Annotated in this window: 14 protein-coding genes; 6 read left to right on the top strand and 8 right to left on the bottom strand. The window is 73.0% G+C overall.

Annotation, left to right across the window (positions count from 1 at the left end; translation table 11 throughout):
• Positions 1-8: 8 nt before the first annotated feature.
• The 5 genes from AB0C75_RS23845 to AB0C75_RS23825 form a co-directional block, all read right to left on the bottom strand.
• Positions 9-1,592 (bottom strand): class I adenylate-forming enzyme family protein, encoded by a 1,584-nt coding sequence (locus tag AB0C75_RS23845; RefSeq protein WP_362893713.1) that lies wholly within the window; start codon positions 1,590-1,592, stop codon positions 9-11.
• Positions 1,589-2,956 carry an FAD-dependent oxidoreductase gene (locus AB0C75_RS23840; protein ID WP_362893712.1) on the bottom strand — a complete coding sequence of 456 codons (1,368 nt, stop codon included), beginning with the start codon at positions 2,954-2,956 and terminating at the stop codon, positions 1,589-1,591. Before AB0C75_RS23840 ends, AB0C75_RS23845 begins: the two co-directional genes overlap by 4 nt.
• The gene (locus AB0C75_RS23835) at positions 2,953-3,984 is read right to left on the bottom strand and encodes a UbiA family prenyltransferase (protein WP_362893711.1); all 1,032 of its coding nucleotides are present in this window, start codon (positions 3,982-3,984) and stop codon (positions 2,953-2,955) included. Before AB0C75_RS23835 ends, AB0C75_RS23840 begins: the two co-directional genes overlap by 4 nt.
• 72 nt (positions 3,985-4,056) lie before the next feature.
• Entirely contained in the window at positions 4,057-5,214 is a 1,158-nt protein-coding gene (locus AB0C75_RS23830) for a DegT/DnrJ/EryC1/StrS family aminotransferase (protein ID WP_362893710.1), read from the bottom strand.
• The gene (locus AB0C75_RS23825) at positions 5,211-6,392 is read right to left on the bottom strand and encodes a DegT/DnrJ/EryC1/StrS family aminotransferase (RefSeq protein ID WP_362893709.1); all 1,182 of its coding nucleotides are present in this window, start codon (positions 6,390-6,392) and stop codon (positions 5,211-5,213) included. Before AB0C75_RS23825 ends, AB0C75_RS23830 begins: the two co-directional genes overlap by 4 nt.
• 336 nt (positions 6,393-6,728) lie before the next feature.
• Here AB0C75_RS23825 and AB0C75_RS23820 point away from each other — a divergent pair, with 336 nt between their 5' ends.
• From AB0C75_RS23820 to AB0C75_RS23795, 6 genes are read left to right on the top strand one after another with little or no spacing between them, the layout of a single operon-like run.
• On the top strand, positions 6,729-7,718 hold the full coding sequence (locus AB0C75_RS23820; RefSeq protein WP_362893708.1) for a Gfo/Idh/MocA family oxidoreductase: 990 nt from the start codon (positions 6,729-6,731) through the stop codon (positions 7,716-7,718).
• The gene (locus tag AB0C75_RS23815; RefSeq protein WP_362893707.1) at positions 7,715-8,662 is read left to right on the top strand and encodes a sugar phosphate isomerase/epimerase; all 948 of its coding nucleotides are present in this window, start codon (positions 7,715-7,717) and stop codon (positions 8,660-8,662) included. The genes AB0C75_RS23820 and AB0C75_RS23815 overlap by 4 nt, the downstream gene beginning before the upstream one ends.
• The gene (locus tag AB0C75_RS23810) at positions 8,659-9,993 is read left to right on the top strand and encodes a M20/M25/M40 family metallo-hydrolase (RefSeq protein WP_362893706.1); all 1,335 of its coding nucleotides are present in this window, start codon (positions 8,659-8,661) and stop codon (positions 9,991-9,993) included. The genes AB0C75_RS23815 and AB0C75_RS23810 overlap by 4 nt, the downstream gene beginning before the upstream one ends.
• Entirely contained in the window at positions 9,990-11,252 is a 1,263-nt protein-coding gene (locus AB0C75_RS23805) for an Ldh family oxidoreductase (RefSeq protein ID WP_362893705.1), read from the top strand. The genes AB0C75_RS23810 and AB0C75_RS23805 overlap by 4 nt, the downstream gene beginning before the upstream one ends.
• Positions 11,249-12,202: a Gfo/Idh/MocA family oxidoreductase gene (locus AB0C75_RS23800; RefSeq protein WP_362893704.1), complete on the top strand. Its 954-nt coding sequence runs from the start codon at positions 11,249-11,251 to the stop codon at positions 12,200-12,202. Before AB0C75_RS23805 ends, AB0C75_RS23800 begins: the two co-directional genes overlap by 4 nt.
• The gene (locus AB0C75_RS23795; RefSeq protein WP_362893703.1) at positions 12,199-12,624 is read left to right on the top strand and encodes a hypothetical protein; all 426 of its coding nucleotides are present in this window, start codon (positions 12,199-12,201) and stop codon (positions 12,622-12,624) included. The genes AB0C75_RS23800 and AB0C75_RS23795 overlap by 4 nt, the downstream gene beginning before the upstream one ends.
• A gap of 63 nt (positions 12,625-12,687) precedes the next feature.
• Here AB0C75_RS23795 and AB0C75_RS23790 read toward each other — a convergent pair whose 3' ends face one another.
• The 3 genes from AB0C75_RS23790 to AB0C75_RS23780 all read right to left on the bottom strand — a co-directional run bounded on the left by AB0C75_RS23790 (position 12,688) and on the right by AB0C75_RS23780 (position 15,045).
• Positions 12,688-13,218 carry an EF-hand domain-containing protein gene (locus AB0C75_RS23790; RefSeq protein ID WP_362893702.1) on the bottom strand — a complete coding sequence of 177 codons (531 nt, stop codon included), beginning with the start codon at positions 13,216-13,218 and terminating at the stop codon, positions 12,688-12,690.
• 166 nt (positions 13,219-13,384) lie between these two features.
• Positions 13,385-14,737, bottom strand: a complete 1,353-nt coding sequence (locus tag AB0C75_RS23785) for a nucleotide sugar dehydrogenase (protein WP_362893701.1) — start codon at positions 14,735-14,737, stop codon at positions 13,385-13,387.
• Complete coding sequence (locus tag AB0C75_RS23780; protein ID WP_362893700.1) at positions 14,737-15,045, bottom strand: hypothetical protein; 309 nt, start codon at positions 15,043-15,045, stop codon at positions 14,737-14,739. Before AB0C75_RS23780 ends, AB0C75_RS23785 begins: the two co-directional genes overlap by 1 nt.
• Positions 15,046-15,072 lie beyond the last annotated feature (27 nt).

Genomic DNA, 15,072 nt, shown 5'->3' with positions numbered 1-15,072 from the left:
GGGCACCGTCAGGTCCAGCGGCCGGTGCCGCAGGTGCCGGCGTCCCCGGTGAGCTGCTCCAGCAGGGCGGAGCGCCGCACCTTCCCGGTGCCGGTGCGCGGCACCTCGTCCCAGGTGAGGACGGTCGGCTCGGCGAGCGGGAGGCCGGCCGCCGCGGTGTCCCAACGGGCAGGAGCGAGCTGTCCGTCGGGGGTGACGACGACGGGGATCGGGTCCTTGCCGTCCGGCCGGCCGAGGACGACACACTCCAGCGCCTCGGGCAGCCGCGTTTCGAGCAGGTCCTCCGTCTCCAGGCAGCTGAGCCGGCCGGGGCTGTCGACCTCGCGGTCCAGGAGGCGCACGCTTCCGTCACGGCGCAGCACCCCGAGGTCGCCGGTGTTCCACCACCCGTCGTGGTGCTTGTCGGCCCAGCGGTCCTCCTCGCCGACGTAACCGAGCGCGAGGGCGGCGGTCCTGGCCTGCAGAAGCCCCGTACTGCCGCGGGGCAGCGGCATGCGGGTGCGGGGGTCGACCACGCGCAGCCGGGTCTTGAACGGGATGGGCCTGCCCAGGTCGCGGGCGGTGGAGCCGGCGTCGTCGGTGGCCGTACGCGTGTGGAAGCGGAAGGTCAGCGGACCGGTCTCGGTCTGCCCCCAGCCCTGCATCCACACGGGGCGCTGACGCCTGCTGGCGTGCAGATAGGCGCGGAGCGTGGGCGGGTGCACAGCGTCGTAGGTGCTGATGTAGAGGCGGACCCGGCGGAAGGGGTTGTCGAGCCGGCGGGTGAGGCCCTGGAAGCGGACGTAGACGCTCGGCAGCGCCTCGACGATGGTCGGGGGGTGCGCGCGCAGCAGTGGATCGACCGTGTCAGGGGCGGTGCCGGAGAGCAGGACCACGGCCTCGGGGGCGCGTGAGAAGGCCACCGCCGTCCAGCAGAAGGTGCGCCCATGGGCGTACGAGCCCGCGTGCAGCAGGGTGTCGCCGCGACGGACGCCGATGCCGGGGTAGGGAACCGCCTCGAAGCGGGCGAGTTTACGGATGATCGTGCGCGTGGAGTGGGTGACGAGCTTGGGTACCCCGGTGGTGCCCGAGGTGTGGTTGATGACGAGCGGCTCGTCGTCATGGCGGGCGCGGTGCACCCGGGGCCCGGGCTCGATGTCCGTGAGCGGGACGACGCCCGGGGCATCGGCGCCCACGGTGAGGCAGATGCCGGCCAGGGCCGCCGGATCGGTGCCCGCGGCCCGGCAGCGCTCCAGCACGGCGGCCGAGGTGATGAGCACCGCGGGCCGGAGCCTGGTGAGCAGGGCGGCGAGGACCGGTGGGTCGAGAGCGGCGGAGAGCTGGGCGGGCACGGCCCCGGCGCGGACCGCGGCGCAGGCGAGGAGGTCGTAGTCCCAGTGGTTCTCCTTGACGACCGCCACACGGTCACCACGCCCGGCCCCGGCCGCGGCGAGCCGGGCGGCGGTGGTGGCGACCAGGGCGGCCAGTTCGGGGACGGTCCACCGGGTGCCGCCGTCGGGTGCGAGGTCGAAGGGCCGGTCGAGGTGGACGACGGTGGCGTGCCCGCGGGCCGCGGCCTCGTCGAAGAGCAGCCCCATGTCGTACGGCTTCACCCGGCCACCGCCGGCAGCTGCGCGGGACGCGGGTCAGGGGCACCGAGCCGGCTGAGGACACGCGATGCGGCGAGACCGCCGGAGCGTACGGCGCCCTCGGACGCGGGGCGCAGCATGACCCAGTCGCCCGCGTACTCGACGGCGCGGACGGGGCGCGCCGCGAAGCGCTCGCGCAGGTGCAGGGCGCGTGGCGTGGCCTCGGGCAGGGCGTGCGGGAAGGCGTGCACGAAGGTGCGGAGGGTGGCGGCGCCGAGCCCCGGCACATAGCGCTCGGCGGCTGCGAGCAGCCGGCCCGCCGTCTCCTCGTGCGCGCTGTCCAGCAGCTCGGGCACGGTCCCGGGAGCGGCCATCAGGGTCAGCAGACCCTTGCCGTGCGGGGCGCGGCCCGGGTGTTTGACGTGGTCGGCGATGACGGCGGTCAGGACGTTCTCCTCGACGGCGGGGGTGAGCAGCAGATACAGGGGCCGGCCGGCCGCGGTGGGCGCCAGGGGCCGGTCCAGCAGACAGCTGACCTTGAGCGCGGAGCTGAAGGTGCAGGCGTCGATGAACGCGCGTTCCTCGGGCGGCGCCTGGGGCCGGAGGGCGGCGGCGACGGGGGCAGGTACGGCGAGCACGGCGGCCCGCGCGGTGATCTCCCCGTCCGAGCAGCGCACCACGGTACGGCCGTTCGCCTCGACGACCTCGTGCACGGTCCTGCCGGTCTCGACGTCGACGGTGCCGGCGAGCCGCCGGGCCAGCAGGTCCATGCCGTCGCGGTAGGTGCGCCAGCCGGACGGCGGACCGACCTCGGCGAGCAGGCTCAGCATCGGGGCGGCGGTGGAGCGGGCGGTGTCCCAGCCGAAGCAGCATTCCGCCAGCGGCTGGAGCAGGTAGTCGTGCAGGTCCGGGTGGTAACGCCCGGCCAGTTCACGGATGGTGGCCGCGCCGGCCGGGGTGCTCTCGGGCCGGTCACCGTCGTAGGCGCCGGGCCGGCTCGCGGTCCGCCCCAGCAGCCTGGCCAGGTCGAGCCTGGCCCGCGGCCGGAGCCCGGCGCCGGCTCCGAGCAGGGCTCCAGGCCCTGCGACCCCCGGGCGGGCCCGGCCGTCGCGCCAGACGGCGATGCCGCCGGAGATACGGGGCACGTCGGTGCGGGGGACGCCGAGGCGGTCGAGCAGCTCCCAGGTGGCGCGGTAGCCGTGGGAGGGGACCTGTTCGGCCCCCTGGTCGACGGTCCAGCCGTCGTGCCGGAAGGACCGCATCCGGCCGCCGACCTCGGCATGGCTCTCGAAGACGCGTACGGACAGTCCGGCGCGGCTCAGTTCATGCGCGGCGGTGAGGCCGGCCGGACCCGCGCCGATGACGGCGACATCCAGGTCGTGGCTCATGAGGCCCCTGCGCCGAGTGCTCCCAGCGCTCCGAGTGCGCCGCCCGCGTCGCTCGCCCCGCCCGCTCCGACGAGCAGGTTCGTCACGATGAGGAGGACGACGCTCAGCCGGTGCACGAGGAAGCCCGTGCGACGGGCGACCATGACGTTTCCGCCCCGGAAGCCGGTCACGTACTGCCGGAGCCTGAGGCACCCGGCCGGGAGCATGACCAGGGCGAACCACCAGGGTGCGATGCCGGTGACGGAAGCAGCGACGCTGATCAGGTACTCGCCGGCCGACAGGACCCCGATGAAGACGGCGTTGCCACGGGTGGAGACGAGGGCTGCCACGGTGGGGCGCCCGACGGCGCGGTCACCGTCGACGTCGTTGGTGTTGGAGTACACCCCGAACATGAGCGGTCCGAAGCCGAAGAGGAGCCCCTGCACCAGGAGGAAGCCGGTGTACTGCCCGGTCAGCAGCCCGTAGGGGGCGAGGACCAGGATCAGCCCCAGGGCGACGAGGAACGCCTCCTGGAAGCCGTGGTAGCTGATCTTCAGGCCGTAGGAGTACTGGAGGGAGACGACGTAGAGGGCGGCCAGCAGCACGACCGCCCACAGCGGCCGGTGCGGGGCGACGGCGACGGTGAGCGCCCAGACGGCCGCGCCGGCCACGGCACAGGTCCAGGCGAAGCGGAGCGCCTCGCGTTCGGTGAGTGTCCCGGCGACGAGCGGCTTGCGCAGCTTGTTGCGCAGCGGGTGGTCGGGGCCGTAGTTGGCGAGGTCGCTGCCGTCCCGGTAGCCCGTCACATCGTCCAGCGCGACCATGGCCATGATCACGAGGACCTGACCGAGGAGGAGGAGCGACAGCGTCCCCACGGCGCGGCCGGTCAGTCCGGAGAGCGGCAGCAGGACCGCGGCCAGGACGACCGGCGCGCTCAGGTAGTAGTCGAAGACGTCGAGCTTGCCCAGTCTCCGGTAACTCTGCAGCTTGCCCTCGGGGCAGGGCGCGGCGGGTACGGCTCCCGCTTCGGCTGCGACGTTCTGTGTCATCGTTCCTCGGTCTTTCGTGTGGTTCATGTCGTTCGTGCCGGGCAGGCCGGGGCGAACGGGACGCGCCGTGGCTCAGTGCCCGTCCGCGAAGGAGCGGACGCTGTCGGCGATGTGCTCCACCTGGGCGTCGGTCAGGAGGTGGTGCACGGGGATCGCGAGGATGCGCGCGGAGGCGGCCTCGGCCCGTGGCCATGTCTCCCCGGGGCGGGCGTACCGGGCGAAGGCCGGCTGCGCGGGCAGCGGCCGGGGGTAGTAGACGTGGGTCTCCACGCCGGCGCCCGTGAGATGGGCGCGCAGGGCGTCGCGTTCCTCGGCGAGCAGGCAGTAGACGTAGTGGCAGCGGCCGTCGCGGCCCGGGGGAGGCGCGAGGATTCCGTGGTCCGCGAGCGGGGCGAAGCGCTCGGTATAACACGCGGCGATGGCGGCCCTGCGCTCCAGCCGGGCAGGGAAGCCCTCGAAGCGGTGGAGCTGGAAGGCTGCCTGCACCTCGTCGAAGCGGCTGTTCCGGCCGACGACATGGTGGACGAAGCGTTGCCGGCCGTCCTGTCCGTGGTTGCGCAGCATCCTGAGCCTGCGGGCGAGTTCGGCGTCGTGGGTGACGATCGCACCGCCCTCGCCCGGCATCCCGCAGGACTTCACCTGGACGAAGGAGTAGACCCCCGCATCGCCCCAGAGCCCTGCCGGTGTGGAGCCGAGAACGGCTCCCTGGGCGACGGCGGAGTCCTCGACGAGCCTCAGCCCGTGGCGGCGGGCGAGCGCGCGGAAGCGGGGCATGTCGGCCATGACGGAGAACATGTGCGCGGGCATCAGGGCCTTGGTTCTGGGCGTGATGCACCGCTCCATGGCGTCGGGGTCGGCGACCATGGTGTGCGGCTCGATGTCGGCGAAGACCGGGACGGCCCCGATGTTGATGACGGAGGCGGCGAGCGGGGCGCATCCGAAGGCCGGGACCACCACTTCGTCGCCCGGGCCGATGTCCATGGCGGTGAGGACGAGTTCGAGCGCCGAGGTGCCGCTGCCGCACAGCACGACGTCGGTGGCGCCCAGGGATTCACGCAGCACCCGCTCGAACTCCTGGGTGCGGTGGCCGAGGATGAAGCGCTGCGAGGGGTCGAGCGCGACCTCGCGCACGAGGCCCAGCAGAGCCCTGCGGTCGGCCTCGAAGAGATGGGGCGGGAAGAAGGGGATGGGGCCGGCCGCGACTCCGGCGCTGTGGGTGGGTGCGGTCACTTCAGGCGCCCGCCTTCCTTGGACGGGGCCTGCGCGCGGGGCGTGTAGAAGCCCGCCACGGCGTCGCATACCCGGTCGGCCTCCTCGATGGTGAGGTCCGGGTGGAGCGGCAGCGCCACGGCCTGCCCGGCCGCCCGCTCGGCGTGCGGGAAATCGCCCGGCCGGTGTCCGGCACGGGCGAACGCGGGCTGGTGCGGCAGCGGCACCGGGTAGTAGACCTCCGTGCCGATGCCCTGCCGTTCGAGATGGGCGACGAGGGCGTCGCGGCGCTCGGCCTCGATCAGATAGACGTAGAAGACGTCCCGGTCCCCGTCCTCGGACCGGGCGGTGGAGCGCGGCAGGCGCAGGACGCCGGGGACGCCGCGCAGCCGCTCGGTGTAGTGGGCGGCGAGGACGGCGCGGCGGGCGATGTCGCTCTCCAGGGTCGTCAACCGCGCCAGGAGCACGGCCGCCTGTACGTCGTCCATCTTGCTGTTGGTGCCGACCCAGCTGCTCCCGGTCGAGATCGCGGGGAAGTCGTCGAGTGTCGGCCCGGACCGGCCGTGGTGGCGCAGCGCGCCGACGGCACGGGCCAGCTCCGGGTCGTCGGTGAGCACGGCCCCCGCGTCACCCAGGGCGCCGAGCGTCTTGCTCGGGAAGAAGGAGAGCACCCCGCCCGCTCCGTACAGACCCGCGTGCCGTCCCTGCCGGCGCATCCCGATCGCCTCGGCGCTGTCCTCCACGACGGTCAGTCCGTGGTCCCGGGCCACGGCCCCGATCGCGGCCATGTCGGCGGTCCGGTGGAAGAGGTGCGCGGGCATCACGAAGCGGCAGGCCGGGGTGATCGCGGCGGCCAGTGCCCGTGGATCCATGGCGTAGGTGACGGGGTCGATGTCGACGAACCTCGGAGTGCCTCCCGCGAGAACGACGGAGGATGCCGTGGCGAAGAAGGAGTAGGCGGGCACCAGTACTTCGTCACCCGGCCGGAGACCGCACGCGCGCAACAGCAGAATCAGCGCATCCGTCCCGCTGTTCACCCCGATGGCGAATCGGGCTCCGGTGTAGGCGGAAAGTGCCTCTTCCCATTCGCTCACCTGGGCGCCGTGGGAGAACTTTCCGTTGTCGAACACGCGCTCAAGGTTCTGTTCGACCAAAGGCCACAGCCGGCGAAATCCGCGGGCCTGGGAGAAGAACGGCACTCCTGGCGGCGGGGGTTCGGGTGCTTCCTGGGTGGTTACTTCCTGAGTGGTTACTTCCTGAACAGTTAATTCCTGTACTTCCTGAACAGGTGTCACGCACACATCCACAAGGCCGCTGACCTCGGGGTCGGAACCCATCGTGCAACCCTTCCCGATCTTCGCCATGAACGAACCCAGACTCGCTCACGTCGGGCCAGGACGACAAGAAAAACAATCCGTTTCACACGTTGTAGTGCATATTCCAGGCGTGGCTTGACTCCGCTTCGGTCCGGTCGAAAGGCTTCAGGGGGCCAGGAATTCCCGCGCCGAAATCGCCACCACCCTTGAGGAGACTGTGTGTCGCATGTGTTGCAGCCCCTGGTGATAGGACTCGGCCGCTCGGGAGCCGGACTGCACCTGAAGGCGCTGCGGAAGCTGGCACGTTCACCCGGTTTCCGTATCGGCCCGGTGATCGGCTGTGACCCGGCCCCCGACACCGGGCGTGACCTGTCGGGGGTCGTCCTCACCACCTCCGCGGCCGAGGCGCTGCACCGGGTGGCCGACCCGGCCTCCGTCGTGGCACACGTCTGCACACCGCCGCAGGACAGGCTGCCGCTGCTGCGCGAGCTCTCGGACCACGGGGTGAGGCGGATGCTGATCGAGAAGCCCCTCGCCACCTCCCACGCCGAGCTCGACGCGCTGCGGGAGCTGCGTGAGCGAGCCGGTCTGCGCATCGCCGTCGTCACCCACTGGCTGGCCTCCGAACTCACCGCCCGGCTCGCCCGGTCGGTGTCCGACGGGCGGTACGGGCCGCTCCTGGCCATCACGGTGGAACAGCACAAGCCCCGCTTCACGAAGTCGCTCACCACATCCGCGCACCACAGTGCGCTGGAGGTGGAGATCCCGCACGCGCTCGCCCTCGTGGTCCGTCTGGCAGGCCCGGCCCGCCTGCTGCGTTCCCACTGCGCGGACCTGCGCGTCGGCCGGGAGCTGCGCTCCGGCCTGGGCGGGGCCGAGCTGACCCTGCACCACGACAACGGCGTGCGTACGGCCATCCGTTCGGACCTGACGGCTCCCGTGCGGCGGCGCAGCGTCGTCCTGGAGTTCCGGGACGTCGAGGTCACCGCGCACTTCCCGGTGGGCGAGGACGACGACCACGCCCAGCTCGTGCTGCCCGGCGGAGAGCGGCAGATCTTCCGCGACGACGCGATCCTGGCCCTCTTCCGCACCGCTTACGGGCCCGTGACCGATGGTTCGCCGGCCATGGACTTCACCGTCGCGGCGGAGGCCGCCCGGCTGCTCTGCGAGGCACGGGCGGCCGGATCCACGGAGCGGGTGACGGCATGACGGTACGGCACACGGCCTTGGCGGACGGCGGTCTCCCGGACCCCGACGCACCGGGCGCGCGCCCCCTCGGCCCCTCCCCGCACGTGCTGGCGGGGATCGGCGACGAGGCCGCGCCGTCCCTGGAGGGCCAGTTGTCAGCAGTCCTGGCCCTCGGCTGGGGGGCCGTCGAGCTCCGCTCGCTGGACGGCGTCCCCCTGGCCGACGTACCCACCGCCCAGATCCGTGCCTCGGCCCGCCGGCTGGCCGACGCCGAGGTCCGGGTGATCGCCCTCGCCTCCCGTATCGGCAACTGGGCCCGCCCCGTGACCGGTGACTTCGGCCTCGACCTCGACGAACTGCGGGTCATGGAGGAGTGCGCGCTCCTGCTCGACTGCCCGCGCATCAGAGTCATGTCGTACCCCAACGACGGTCTGCCGGAGCGCGAATGGGGCGAGCGGGCGGTCGAGCGCCTGGGCCTGCTGGCCGGCCGGGCCGAGGCGGCGGGGCTCACCCTGCTCCACGAGAACTGCGCCGGCTGGGCCGGCTCCGACGCCGGCCGCACCCTGGGCCTGCTGACAGAGGTGAACAGCCCCGCCCTGCGGGTGCTCTTCGACACCGGCAACGGCGTCCCCCACGGATACCGCGCCGCCGACCTGCTGGGCCCCCTCCTGCCGTACGTCGAGCACGTGCACATCAAGGACGCAGTACGCCGGCCCGACGGCACCACGGCGTACGTACTGCCAGGCGACGGGGAGGCGGAGGTGGCGCACTGCCTGCGGACCCTCACCGCCGCCGGCTACACCGGCCCGCTCTCGCTCGAACCCCACCTGGCGCTGCGTCCGCACGAGGGCCTGAGGCGGCCGGGCGAGGGCGCGACGGACCTCTTCGTCCGGGCAGGCCGCCGGCTGGAGGAGCTCCTGACCGGCCTCACCGTGCCCGGACCGCAGCGGCAGGGCGCCCCATGACCCCGCCCGGCGGTCCTCTGCTCGACGGAGCCGACCACCGGCTGCTCCTTGACCTGCTCTCCCTGCCCACGGCCGGCCCTCTGGAGGGCGGCACCGCGCCGGGGGCGATCCGCTCCGCCCAGCGGCTCTACGCGCAGGCGGCGGACCGGGCCGGAATGCGGGTCGTACACCATGCTCCGCCCGACCCGGGCTGGCTGGACCGGCCGGGGGTGCCCGCGGTGGTACGCCGGGCGGCCGAGGCCGACCCCGGGTTCCTCGCCGCCCAGCCGAGCCTGCTGCTGCGCCTGGGACCCGGGCTGCCCCGTTCCCGCACGGTCATGTTCAACGTCCACCTCGACACCGTGGCCGGAGACGAGCCCGTGCGGTTCGCCGGCGCCCGCTTCCACGGCCGGGGCGCCGTCGACGCCAAGGGGCCGGCCGTCGCCCTGCTCGCCGGGATCCGGGCAGCGGTGGCCGCCCGGCCCGAGCTGGGCCGGTGCGTGGGTGTCCTGGTGCAGGCGGTGGCCGGGGAGGAGGGCGGCGCGATGGGCACGTACGGCACCCGGCCCCTGCTCGCGGACGGCCACTACGGGCGGCTCAACGTCTTCTGCGAACCCACCGGTATGCGTTCGCTGCCCCGCTCCACCGCCTCGATGACCGCCCGGATCACTGTGGACGGCGAGGACGCGATCGACGACCGCCCCGAGGCAGGACACAACGCGAGCGTCCTGCTGGGACACCTCGCCCAGCACCTGGGCCACCGGCTCGACGGCGCCGTCCCCGGCACCCGGGTCTGTGTCGCGGGGCTGCACACCGGCGAGCTCCACAACCGTGTCTACGGCCGCGGAACACTGCTGCTCAACCTCTCGTACGGCCACGAGGAGCACGGCCGGCGGCTCGCCGACGCGCTCACCGAAGCCCTCAGGGAAGGCCTGGCCGGGTTCACCGAACGCTTCGCGCGGACCGCCGCGTTCGCGCGTACGGCCAAGGACGCGGAAGCACTCGTACAACTCCGCTGGGACAAGCGAGACCTGCCCGCGCTCCACGACTCCGACCCCTGGGCCGAGGCCCTGCTCGCCGGCGCCGGCGCGGAACAGGCCCCCGCCGCGGACCCCGGCTTCACCTGCGACGCCCTCTGGGCGAGCGGTCTGCCCGGGGCCTTCACCACGGTCATCGGCCCCGGCTCGCTGGATGCCAACCACGCCCACGCGCAGGGCGAGTTCATCGACCTCGACGACCTGGAGGAGTTCGCTCGCGTCGTCGCCCGGCTCCTCGGTGCGTTCGCCGACCGGCCCGCACCCCCGCTCCCCTCCGGGGAAGACCTCTGCCAGAAAGGCGGAACCACCGCGTGACGACCACCACCCCCCGACCCGAGGCGCCCCAGGCCCTCGTCGGCCACGCACGGCTGCTGGACGCCGTCACGGGCCTCTTCGCCCGCCGGGGGCTGCCCGTGGCACGGGCCCGTACGGCGGCCGAGGCGCTCTGCCACGGCGACCTCGCCGGATTCCCCTCCCACGGGCTGTTCAACCTGGAGCGGCTCTATCTGCCGCTGCTGGATTCCGGGCGCTGCGACCCGCGCGCCGAGCCGGTGACGGTGAACGACCTGGGGGCCTGCGCCGTCGTGGACCACCGCCGGGCGCTGGGCCTGTGGGCGGCGGCCGAAGCGATGGACGACGCGGTGAACCGTGCGCGGCGCCACGGCATCGGCCTCGTCTCCGTACGGGGAGGGACGCACTTCGGCTGCGCGGGCTTCCACGCGGCCAGGGCTGCCGCCGCCGGAATGGTCGGCGTCGTTGCGGCCAACTGCGGCGGCCAGCGGCTGGTCCCCGCACCGGGCGGCGGTCGCCCGCTGCTCGGCACCAATCCGCTGAGCGTGGCCGCGCCCGCCCTGCCCGGCCACCCCTACGTCCTCGACATGAGCACCACGGTGGTGCCCACCGGACGGCTACGGCTTGCCGAACGCGAGGGCGCTCCGGTCCCGGAGGGCTGGCTGGAGGACGGACGCGGCGCCCCCGTCACCGACCCTGGTGCGTACGACAGGGGCGAGGCCCGGCTGCGCTGGCTCGGCGGGGAATCCGGGACGGGTGCGTACAAGGGCTTCGGCCTGGGCCTCGCTGTCGAGGTACTGGCCGCCGGCCTGTCCGGAAGCGCCACAGGACCCGCCCCCGAGGCTCTGACGGGGGACGGCGGCGCGCAGGGGGTGGACGACGGCGTGGGCTTCCTGATGCTCGCCGTGGACGCCGGGCGGCTGCGCCCCGGCGGGGACTTCACCGAGGCGATGCGGGACCTGTTCGGGACGGTCGCCGACTGCCTCCCGGCACCGGGTGCGGACGGTGAGGTGCGCTACCCCGGCTGGTGGGAGGCGGAGCGCGCGGCGCACCGACGGAGCGAGGGCGTCCCGCTGCCCACCGGCCTGTACGAGGAGCTGACGACGCTGGGGCTCTTCGACAGCGCCGCGACCACGGGGTCCGCGACCGCGGGGACAGGGACCCGGGGTCTCGCGACCACGGGTCACGCGACCACGGGTCACGCGACCACGGGTCACGCGACCACGGGTCACGCGACCACGGGTCTCGCGACCGCGGGCCCCGGCATGGGGGAGGCCCGATGAAGGACACACGCGCCGCCCTCGGTGTGATCGGGCTCGGAGCGATCTCCCGTTACTACCTCGCCGCCCTGGAGCACTCCCCGCACTGGCGGCTCGCCGCGGTGTGCGACGCCCGCCCCGAGGTGCTGCGGGAGCGTGGCGGCGGGGCGCCTGCCTGGAGCGACGCCGAGGCGATGGTGCGGGAGGCCGGCCTCGACGGGGTGGTCGTCGCCGTCCCGAACGACGCGCACGCCGAGGTGTGCCGGGCGGCCCTGGCTGTCGGTGTCCCGGTCTGCGTGGAGAAGCCGCTGGCCCTGACGGCGACCCAGGGCCGCGAACTCGTCGCCCTGGCGGCACGGTCGGACACACCGCTGCTCACCGCCTTCCACCGCCGCCACAACGACGCCTTCCGGGCGCTGCGGGAGGCCGTGGCCGAGGCGGGTTCTCCCGTGCGCCGGGTGCTGGTGCGCTATCTGGAGCGCATCGAGGAGCACACGGGCGGCGAGTCCTGGTATCTGGAACCGGAGCGCTGCGGGGGCGGATGCGTCGCGGACAACGGGCCCAACGCCTTCGATCTGGTACGGCAGTTGATGGGTGAGGTCGCCCCCGCCGGGTCCCTGATCGGCAGGGACCCGGCCGGGGTGGACCGCAGCGCCCGGGTGGATCTGCGGTCGGCCACCGGGGCAGAGGCGGAGGTGCTGCTCGACTGGTCGTACGCCGGGGAGCGGAAGGACGTCACAGTCACCCTGGCGGACGGCCGCACCCTGCACGCGGACCTCCTCGCGGCCCACCCCGGCTTCAAGGGCTCGCTGTGGCACGAGTACGAGGGCGTACTCACGGAGTTCGCCGCACTGCGGGCCGGCGGCGGCTTCGGGGAGGGCGCATCCGGCGGCCTGGCCTGTCTGGACCTGGTGGAGGCGGCGTACGCCCATGAGAAGGCCGCTCTGTCTGTCGCCCCGGTGGCAGGGGCATGAGGAACACGGCGGAGGACGGCCCCAAGAGGCCGGTGCGGGCCACGCTGGTGAAGGTGCTGCTGCACCGGCGTACGGACCGCGGAATGACCCTGCTGGAGTGGGCGAGCCGTTGTGTGCGACGGGGCGAGGTCCATGAGCTGGTGGTGACCGACCAGTGGGACCCACGCCCAGGAGCCCGGATCGACCGGGTCGGCTTCCTCGGCTTCGCGGAGATGGAGTGCGGCGGGGTGGTGGACCGGGGTGACTCCCTGGCCATCGGCGGAACCGAACACGGGACGGTGCTCGGTTTCGACGGCTGCCATCTGCCCAACCACTACAACATCCTCATCCACGCTCCCCACCTGCTGACCGGCGCCTCACTCGGCCTGAGCCCGGAAGTGCCGGTGATCCTGCGCCAGGGCCCGGCGGACGAACCGGCCTGAGCGGAGCATGCGAAAGAGGGCCGGCGGTCCTGGACCGCCGGCCCCCCTCCCAGCGGTGCTGGATCAGCCCAGCAGCTCGATGTCGAGGCGGCCGTAGTGGTACTCACGCACCACGCGCAGCAGTTCGTCCTCGCTCAGCACTCCGTCGCCGTTCGCGTCGACCTTGCGCAGGACCTCGTCGGCCTGGCCGGCCGGCAGGCCGATCGCGACCAGCCACGTCGAGAACTCCTTGCCGTCGAGCACGCCGTCACCGTCGGAGTCGGAGAGCTGGACGAGGGACTTCACGACCGGGCCGAGCGCGCGGTTGAACGCGGCCTCGCCCTCGCTGAACAGCAGCTGCTCGGTGGCGCGCAGGAAGCCCTCCTCGGAGATCCCACCCTGGGCGGAACCGCTCTGCTCGGCGAGGTGGGTGTAGAGCGCCTCGAAGGCGTCGCGCAGCCCCTGCACCTCGGGGGCGTCCTCCGCCTTGCCGAAGGCCTTGGCGATCCGGGCGGCCTCCTGACGGAAGTCGCTGAGCTCCAGGAGGCCGTTGCCGTCGACGTCCCAGCGGGCGAAACGCTTACGCAGACGCTCGTTGGCCAGGGCAGTGCTCATGAATGTTCTCCTTCTTCGTTACGGGTGATGCGGACAAGCGGTGCGTCCGGCGCACCAGGGGCCCATGGGCTCCGGCGGACCGGAACCGAGGGGCCGCACGCGCCGTGGAGGGCGCGCGAGCTGAGGGAGAGGCCACCGGCCTTTCGAGGGCGGGGCACAGTGGGCGTCAGAGTGTGGTGACGAACCTGCCGGTGACGGCGCCCCGGGTGTCGAGCAGGGGCCGGCCGCGGCGCCCGAGCGCTCCGAGGTCGTAACAGGCGTGGGGCTGGAGGAGGATGACGAGGTCGGCCGACTCCAGCGCCTCGTCCAGGTCGGTGGCCCGGGGCAGTGCCGTGCCACCCACGTGGAAACGGTCCACGTACGGGTCGTGGTAGGTGACCTGGGCGCCCGACTCGGCCAGCACCGTCGCGACGCCCCGCGCCGGGGTCTCGCGGATGTCGGCCACATCGGGTTTGTAGGTGACCCCCAGGAGCAGCACCCGGGCGCCGTCGGGCCGGACGCCGTGCTCGTCCAGGAGGCCGAGTGCGCGGAGGGCCACATGCCCTGGCATGGCGTCGACCACCTGGCGGGCGGCGTCGAGCAGCCGGAAGGAGAAGCCCTGACGTTCGGCCTCGGCGGCCAGATAGCGGGGATCGACCGGGATGCAGTGGCCGCCGACACCGGGGCCGGGCACGAACCGGCCGAACCCGAAGGGCTTCGTCCCCGCGCAGTGCAGGACGTCCCATACGTCGATGCCGCTCTGCCGGCAGTAGAGGGCCACCTCGTCGACGAGAGCGATGTTGACGTATCGGTAGGTGTTCTCCAGGAGTTTCGCCATCTCCGCCTCCCGGGTGCCTTTCGCGAGGACGATGTCCTTGACGAATGGGGAGTAGAAGGCGACGGCCCGTCTCGCGCAGTCGGTCGTGTATCCGCTGACAATTTTCGGAGTGTTCTCCACTCCCCATTTCCTGTTTCCCGGGTCGATGCGCTGCGGGGAATAGGCCAGAGCGAAATCCTGGCCCGCGACGAGGCCGCTGCCCTTTTCCAGGAGCGGTCTCACGACGTCCTCGGTCGTGCCGGGATAACTGGTTGATTCCAGTACCACGAGGGTGCCGGGACCGATCCTCCGGGCGACCTCCTCCGTGGCGGCCTCGACCTGCGCGAGGTCGGGACCGCCGTCGGCGACGAGCCCGGTGGGGACACAGACGACCACGGTGCGGGCGCCGCGCACGATCTCCGGGTCGGTGCTCGCCCGGAAGTCCTGGGCGAGCATCGCCGTGACATCGGCGTCGCTCACGCCGCCCACGTGCGAGCGCCCCGCGCCGAGTCCGGAAGCGACCAGGGCGCTGACATCGAGACCCAGGACGCGAAGACCGGCGGCCGACGCACTGCGCGCGAGCGGCAGCCCGACATGGCCGAGTCCGACGACCACCAGGTCGGCGGCCCCGTCGGCAGGGGACGACGTGACCTGCTGAGGCACCTGCGCGGATGCCGGCCGGGACGGCAGGGGCTCCCGCTGAACCGCCTTCACCTCCACCATCAGCCGGAGAAGCTGCCGCTGCCGGGGGCGACATGGGACCCGTGCCCCGGCTGGACGGTGAGTCCCGGGGTGAGACAGAAGGGGTCCCCGTGCACCGTCACGGGGCGCTCGCTGCGGTTGACGAGCACGTGCGCGTCGGCAGGGAGTTTGTGGCAGCCCCGGGGACTGGCGTACGTGGTCAGCGGCGCCACCTCGGTACGGAAGACAGCGACCTCACCGGCATCCGCGGGTGCGGCCGAGGCCGTCGGCGCGAATGCGGCGAGAAGTCCCGCAGCGGCGAGAACGACTGCGGTCCCGAAGCGGTGCAATGTTCAACTCAATTCTGTGGTGCATGC

Source organism: Streptomyces sp. NPDC048565 (genome assembly GCF_040650935.1).
Classification (GTDB): domain Bacteria; phylum Actinomycetota; class Actinomycetes; order Streptomycetales; family Streptomycetaceae; genus Streptomyces.
This window is presented reverse-complemented; position numbering and strand designations above follow the sequence as displayed.

What these genes read in the sequence shown, in the direction of transcription:
- AB0C75_RS23835 (WP_362893711.1), bottom strand. Translation starts at nt 3,984, where the DNA reads ATGACACAGAACGTCGCAGCCGAAGCGGGAGCCGTACCCGCCGCGCCC.
- AB0C75_RS23810 (WP_362893706.1), top strand. Translation starts at nt 8,659, where the DNA reads ATGACCCCGCCCGGCGGTCCTCTGCTCGACGGAGCCGACCACCGGCTG.
- AB0C75_RS23785 (WP_362893701.1), bottom strand. Translation starts at nt 14,737, where the DNA reads ATGGTGGAGGTGAAGGCGGTTCAGCGGGAGCCCCTGCCGTCCCGGCCG.
- AB0C75_RS23790 (WP_362893702.1), bottom strand. Translation starts at nt 13,218, where the DNA reads ATGAGCACTGCCCTGGCCAACGAGCGTCTGCGTAAGCGTTTCGCCCGC.
- AB0C75_RS23795 (WP_362893703.1), top strand. Translation starts at nt 12,199, where the DNA reads ATGAGGAACACGGCGGAGGACGGCCCCAAGAGGCCGGTGCGGGCCACG.
- AB0C75_RS23815 (WP_362893707.1), top strand. Translation starts at nt 7,715, where the DNA reads ATGACGGTACGGCACACGGCCTTGGCGGACGGCGGTCTCCCGGACCCC.
- AB0C75_RS23840 (WP_362893712.1), bottom strand. Translation starts at nt 2,956, where the DNA reads ATGAGCCACGACCTGGATGTCGCCGTCATCGGCGCGGGTCCGGCCGGC.
- AB0C75_RS23800 (WP_362893704.1), top strand. Translation starts at nt 11,249, where the DNA reads ATGAAGGACACACGCGCCGCCCTCGGTGTGATCGGGCTCGGAGCGATC.